5 protein-coding genes are annotated in these 6949 nt (G+C 39.4%); 3 read left to right on the top strand and 2 right to left on the bottom strand.

Annotation, left to right across the window (positions count from 1 at the left end; all coding sequences use genetic code 11):
• From ACYVTD_RS08565 to ACYVTD_RS08555, 3 genes are all read left to right on the top strand, one after another.
• Positions 1-1321: right-handed parallel beta-helix repeat-containing protein (locus ACYVTD_RS08565; RefSeq protein WP_461247359.1), on the top strand; the 1321-nt coding region annotated here is incomplete at its 5' end.
• Positions 1322-1585: 264 nt separating this feature from the next.
• On the top strand, positions 1586-2431 hold the full coding sequence (locus ACYVTD_RS08560) for an Rpn family recombination-promoting nuclease/putative transposase (RefSeq protein WP_461247358.1): 846 nt from the start codon (positions 1586-1588) through the stop codon (positions 2429-2431).
• A 92-nt stretch (positions 2432-2523) separates the two neighbouring features.
• The gene (locus tag ACYVTD_RS08555; protein WP_461247357.1) at positions 2524-3555 is read left to right on the top strand and encodes a glycosyl hydrolase family 18 protein; all 1032 of its coding nucleotides are present in this window, start codon (positions 2524-2526) and stop codon (positions 3553-3555) included.
• Here ACYVTD_RS08555 and ACYVTD_RS08550 read toward each other — a convergent pair.
• Positions 3540-6374, bottom strand: coding sequence for a glycosyl hydrolase 115 family protein (locus ACYVTD_RS08550; RefSeq protein ID WP_461247356.1), 2835 nt, complete (start codon positions 6372-6374; stop codon positions 3540-3542). The two genes, ACYVTD_RS08555 and ACYVTD_RS08550, sit on opposite strands and share 16 nt — an antisense overlap.
• Entirely contained in the window at positions 6371-6736 is a 366-nt protein-coding gene (aroH, locus tag ACYVTD_RS08545; protein ID WP_461247355.1) for a chorismate mutase, read from the bottom strand. Before aroH ends, ACYVTD_RS08550 begins: the two co-directional genes overlap by 4 nt.
• Positions 6737-6949: the final 213 nt, after the last annotated feature.

The following is a 6949-nucleotide window of genomic DNA, read 5'->3' as shown; positions in this document are numbered from 1 at the left end:
AAGCGGTTGTACTATCAAGAACGCAAAAGCTTCATATGGCGGAGGTATTTATTCTCCTAGTCCATTGACCATTAAAGATACTATCATTGAAAATGTTGAAGCTTCTTCTTACGGTGGTGGTATTTATTGTCAAAATAATTTTGAAATAATCGGTTGTACAATCAAGAACGCAAAAGCGTCGGGATTTGGCGGTGGTGTTTATTCTTCTGAGCCATTGACTATTAAAGATACAACTATAGAAAATATTGAGGCTTCTTCTTTCGGTGGTGGTATTTATTGTGCTGGTAATTTAGAGATAAGCGGTTGTACCATCAAGAACGCAAAAGCTGCAACTGGCGGTGGTATTTATTGTCATGGTACATCGACTATTATTAAAAATACTACGATAGAAAATGTTGAAGCTTCTAACTACGGTGGCAGTATTTATTGTAGTGGTAATTCTGAGATAAGCGGTTGTATTATCAAAAACGCAAAAGCTTCATATGGCGGCGGTATTTATTCTTTTGGACCATTGACCATTAAAGATACTACCATTGAAAACGTTGAAGCTTCTACCTCCGGTGGCGGTATTTATTGTAGTGGTAATTCTGAGATAAGCGGTTGTACTATCAAGAACGCAAAAGCTTCATATGGCGGAGGTATTTATTCTTCCGGTACATCGACTATTAAAGATACAACTATGGAATTATGTACGGCTGATATTTTTGGAGCCATCTATTTAAGCGGTAACGGTGCCATAACAAATTCGCTGTTTATTAACTGTACTGCCGCAAATGATATAAAAATATTTCTTATGAGTGACTTTTCGCTAATCAGTAACTGTGAATTTACACATAACGCCGATCTTCCTAATCTTGAGTCTACATCTAATTATCTTGCATCTTTTTTCGGACTAGGTAACGGAAATTTTGAAAATTGTACTTTTAATAATTTAAGGGGTAATATGCCGTCAGAAAATTATCTTTTTAATAGATGGGCTCGTTTTCCTGCGGTAGGAGAGGTAGGAACGGTAAGAAATGTAAGTAATCTAACTCTACGAAACTGTATATTTAATCTAAATTCCGGTTCTGCAGGTATATTGGCATTTGCTTCGCTTTATAATAGTGAAGACTACTTTTTACTAGACAGCGTAACTATCAACAATAATGGCGGACAGCAACCCCTTATTTGGTTGGACGGCAATGCCAGCACCACTTTTCAATTCAAGGCAAATAACATATATAATGGCACAATATTGAATACACAGGCGGCAATAATCGGATTGATCGGTAGCGGCGTTTTAAAATTAGAAGGCAACGCAATTCCTGTGATTGTGCCATAAAGTTATCAGTAGTAAACTCAAATCCCTCTCCGTTCGCTCCCTGTTCGTGAGGTTCGTGGTTAAAAAATTCTTCCCTCTTGCTTCGTGGTAAAATCCTTCCCTCCAGTTCGTAACAAAAAAAGTAAAAAATCTTTAAAATTTTTAAAAAACAGTCAAGCAAAACGATGAGTACGCACCCATATAGGGTATGTAGTTTTTAAAGCCATTTTAATGGCAAACCGCTTTTGGGCGGTCAACTACAAATCTTATTTTGGAGGTCACTTTATGGATAATGTGAACCGCAACCACAAAAACAGCGTCTTTTCTTCGCTGTTCAGTACACCAGACGTTCTGCGAGAACTCTACTCGGCTATCGAGGGTATCCCTATCCCACCAGATATACCTATCGATATTAACACGCTTTCAAATGTTCTGGTTATGAAGCAGATTAACGATGTCTCTTTCTTACTAGACAAACGACTTATCGTGCTGATTGAGCACCAGTCAACGATAAACGAGAACATACCTTACCGCCTGCTTGAATACACATCAAAAATATATCAGAAAATAGTAGATAAAGAAAAAAAGTATCAAAAGAATCTTGTGAAAATTCCAAAACCCGAATTTATTGTTCTGTACAACGGCACGGACGATTATCCTGATTATAGCGAATTAAAACTCTCCGACGCTTTCATGGATATTGAAGGGTTGAAATCGACCATTGATAAAATACCGTTGGAGTTAATCGCGCCCGTATACAACATAAACCACGGACATAATACTGAAATTTTAAAAAAATGTGAAAGTCTAAACGGCTACAGTCTTTTTATAAACAAAATCAGGGAATATCAGGCGAAAGGATTAACGCTTGAAGAATCTATAGACCCTGTGATAGAATACTGTATAAAGAACAACATACTGAAGGACTTTTTGAAAGCTCACGCTTCGGAGGTAGTAAATATGATTTTTGGTGAATATGACAGGGAAATGGATATAGCCGTAAACCGCATGGAAGCTAAGGAAGAAGAAAAACTAATTATCGCGAGAAATTTGCTTACAAAAGGGTCAACGCCAGAATTCGTGTGTGAAATTACCGGGCTCTCCTTGGACAAAATAGAAGAATTATTATAATTAGCGGTTAAGATGTATGCCTACGAAAGAATTTTTTTGGCATACATCTTGCTTTCACGCAGATTCGCGGTAAAATATTCCGATAATTTAACATGAAATATCCGCTAATCATAGTCGTTTTATCAATGTTTTTACTGATCCAATGCAAAACCCCGCCCAAAGAAGCTGAAACCGAAGCCGAACCCTCTGATCAAGAGATTAAAGAATTTATCCAAAACTCAGGACAAACCCTGCCTGTAACGGCGTTTAGGGAAGTATGGGGCTATGTTTTAGCGGGACATGAGAACGATCTTAAAAAAAATGTCCCCTTAACGGACATTGGCTACTTTGGCATGGAAGTTGATATTTACGGCTCTCTTACAAATATTCCAAACCGACAAAATCTTTCGGCGTTTGGCGGCAGAGTGCATTTGGTCGCCGTTTGCAACGGGAACGCTCTTTCTTACTTTACGCTAATGCCTGAAAGTCCGCAACGTAAAAAATTAATAACGGATTTAATTTCCGCCACAAAAAATTATGACGGCTTAAATATCGATTATGAAAATATCCCTCCAAGATCGGGCGAGGCGTATATTTCATTTTTACGTGAATTACGGGCTGGGCTTCCAAAAGAAAAAATATTTTCCGTCGCCCTTGCCGCCCGCACAAGAACACTAACCAATGATGTTTACGATTACGAAAAAATTAAACCCATTGTCGATAAAATTTTTGTAATGGCTTACGATGAACATTGGAGCGGCGGTTCTCCGGGTTCTGTAGCGTCCATTAGATGGTGTCGCAGCGTGGCGGATTATTCCATGCGGGTTATAGGAGCTGAAAAACTTGTCATGGGTATCCCGTTTTACGGACGAGCATGGGAGGAACAAAACCACCACAGGGCGCTTATTTATGCAACTATTGAAAAATTGATAGATACCTACAAAATAAAAGATATAAAACGTGAAAACGGCATACCCACTTTTGATTACGTTCCTAATGTAAACGTTAAAGTTTATTATGAAGACGAATATTCTATTTCCGCGCGAATGGAAATGTACAAGTCGATGAAAATAAACGCCATAGGGTTTTGGCGTATCGGGCAGGAAACTCCCAAGGTTTGGGAAATTATTCAGATAGAGAAATAAAAGCTCTCTAATGGACCCAAATAAGATTTAAGCGGCGGTTTATTCTTGGGATAGATAATAATCCTCTCCAACACAAGCCCCGCCTCTAACGCGCTTACAGAAATTTCCTGCACGCCTTTATCAAAGTTAAATAATGCTTTAGTTATGCGAATGTTATCCAGTACTCCCTGACACCATCTTGCGTCAGAGGGGCTTCCGGCGCGGAAATCATCGGGAACTGTTACTATAATTTGCTTTTCGCCTTTGGAAGTTTCAAGCTGACATCTTAGCGGACGCTTGTTTTGCACCGAATTAACAGGAGTTGTCCAAACTTCAACAGTATAATCGCCGCTTTTTTCGAGCAGGAAACGGTAGGTAAGGGACGGCTTTTCTTCATTCTCGGTAAAATCCGAAGTTACTGGAAAAACCTTCATGCCGCAACCGCTTCTGCCGTAATTTTTAAGCTCCGCAAAACCGCCTTTGGGAGCGTCTTTTTTACCGCAAAAATGATTAGCGTTAATCGCAATAATATTGTTGTTTTCCAAAAATGTTTTTTCGGGTAAATTTACATTTATAACTTTTGCTTTTACTTCAACCGCTACCCTGCTCTCGTTATCCTGTATAATGAATCTTGCGGTTTCCACCTCTTGCTGTTTGTCAAGTTTGTCTCTTTTGCACCTAATGCTTATTTCTTCCTGAAACTCAACCTTTCCTTTTTTTGAACTGATCTCTAGCCACGGGTATTCCGCATTAAACTCAATTGTATAGTCCAATTTGCCTATTCCGTCATTGGCGATTTCCAATATCACTTCGTCATTTCCGGCGCAAAGAAAATCATCAACTATTACGGTCATCGGGTTGCCGTAAGTTTTTGTGTAGATTTCTTCCCTGTCTTTTCTTGAAACAACCAAACGAGGCGTGTACGCCGGCTCAACTTGAATTCTTACAGGATATCGGCAATTATCCTCGTTCCATTTTGTAAAACCGATATGCTGTTCAAGTTCCATGCCAAACCATTTGCCGCCGTTAAAATTATGGAATTCCTCTTTAAGGGAGTTGTCTTTCTGTATACATTTTGTTACAAGGTCTGCGTATAAATTAGCGAGCTTTTTTCCTTGTGTAGCGTAATGCCTGTTTTTTCCGGCGTACAAATGCATTCTTAACAAATTAATGCTTGATTTTGCCGGAAAATATATCATGCTGTAATAGGCGTTTTTTTCGCTTTTGTTAAGAGAGGAATAAATTTCCTCGTTTAATAAGTCAATTTTTTCCGCAATGTCCAACATTCTGTCGGCTTCAAGATAATGGCACGGGTGGTAAATATCGGAGTTAAGCGCTTCGGGTCTTCTTGCGGCGTTCAGTCTTAAAAAGCCGTGCAGAACAGTCGCCATTTTTTCGCGGGTTTCTTTTTTCACGTTTGGGAAATTTTTGTTAAACCAAAGGGACGTATATTCGTCTATTTTGTTAGGCGCTTTTGTTCCCCATTTTTCAAAATCGTAGGCAAGCTCCATAAAATAATTAAGAGGCACTTCGTTAAATTTTATGTCTCCTACATTGACAATCCATATATCTTTTATTCCGTAATCATAAGCCATGCACATCTGTTCCCATGTTCGTTCATAAGAGGTTGACATTACCCACTCATAGGAAATTGGACCGCCGTGGTAATCAAAATGATAATACATTCCAAAGCCGCCTTTACGCTCCCGAATATCCGCAGTGGGTAGGGTGCGCATAAAACCAAAGTTATCTTCGCATAACATGCAGATAACGCCGTCAAGCTCGTCCCAGTCTTTTAAGCCATCTACTCCTTCTTTTCCGTAAAAGTATTCCTCAACTTCCTTGTAAAGGGCAAGAACCTGCGGAACTTGCTCTATATTGGGGTTAACATGTTTTTTTATTAATTCCCGCTGGTTTTTAATTATATCTTTTAACAAATCAATATTTTCTTTAAGCGAAGAATCATCGCCTAACATGGAGCTGTCGCGCTCTCCCCTCATTCCTATCGTAATTATTTTTTCGTATTTGCCGCTTCTTATAAGTGCGTCTTCCCAATATTTTAATAGACCATTTTTGTTTTTATAGTAATTCCACTCATTGCCGTAAATTGAATTTTGCCCCCTTACCATATCCCATTCTTCGCTCGCACGAAGACAAGGTTCATGATGAGAGCCGCCAACAAGTATGCCGTAAATGTCGGCTAATTCCTCGTTAAGGTTTCCCGGTCCGTCCAGAGCGAATGAAGATGTCCACATGGCGGGCCAAAGGTAATTTCCTTTTAGCCGCAGTAAAAGCTCAAAAACATGGTCGTACATATCCGCCGTAAAGCCCTTATAATGCCCAAATGTCCATGTCCCAAAACAGGGCCATTCATCGTTGATAAAAAATCCCCTGTATTTTACGCTTGGTTCTTTGGAAACAGTCTCTATATCTTTTGATATTTTTAGGTCTTTACGCTTTTGCGGTTCAACGTCTCCCCAAAAGTGCAATGGTGAAACGCCGATATATTCAGATAACGCAAATATGCCGTAAATTGTCCCCCGTTTGTCGCTTCCGCAAACAAGCAGGACATTGTCAATAAACTTTATGCAAAAAACTTCCCTCTTGCCGCTGATTGACGAGGACTCGAATTTTCCTTCACGAACAAGCGTATCCACAAAACGGCTTTTTCCCAATGTGGCGAAAATAACGGTATTTGGCTTTGTTTCACCTAACGGAACTTTTTCCGTAAAAACGGGATACGTTCCGCATACTTTTTCAAAGTCAGTCCCTACTTTTTTGGCTATTCTTTTTACGCCTTCAAAGGCTTCGGCTTCAACAATAAATGTAAATTTGCTCATTTTTTTACCCTGTCAGGGCGTAAAACTTCCGCCCCATTGCGATAGACATGGCTTACTTTCGCGCCTTCTTCAAGATAACAATGAATTATAACTCTGATAACTCTTTCAAGAGAATTTTTAATTTTTGGCTCTTGTGTAGAAAAAAGGGCAAGATCTCCCGCCCTGCCGCTTTTTCTTAATGCGGTGCACGGATTAATGGCAAAAAGATCGTCCGTTACGGAAAACATTACGGAAACAATGCCGGCTTCTTCCAGCTTGTTTAAATTAAGCAATTCATCATACGTCAGTCCTATTTGGCGGCAAATATCGCCCTCCGTGTTCTCGCACTGAACCGCTCCCCTTAACGCATAAAGTTTTTTCATCAATTTCCCCCTGAAAGAGCGACAATAAACGCTTCCATCAAAATTATAATAATCCCATATACTATTAATACAAGATAAATCAGTATCTTTACAAGATAAAATTTGCGATCTTTGAAAGGGAATTAGTGATTTTGAAGGAAACGGTCGCGACAGCGAAGGTTATATACGAGAATTTGAAAAACAACTTGAATGAAATGGAGGGGCGGGTTAATA

Source organism: Treponema sp. R6D11 (assembly GCF_054786075.1).
This window is presented reverse-complemented; position numbering and strand designations above follow the sequence as displayed.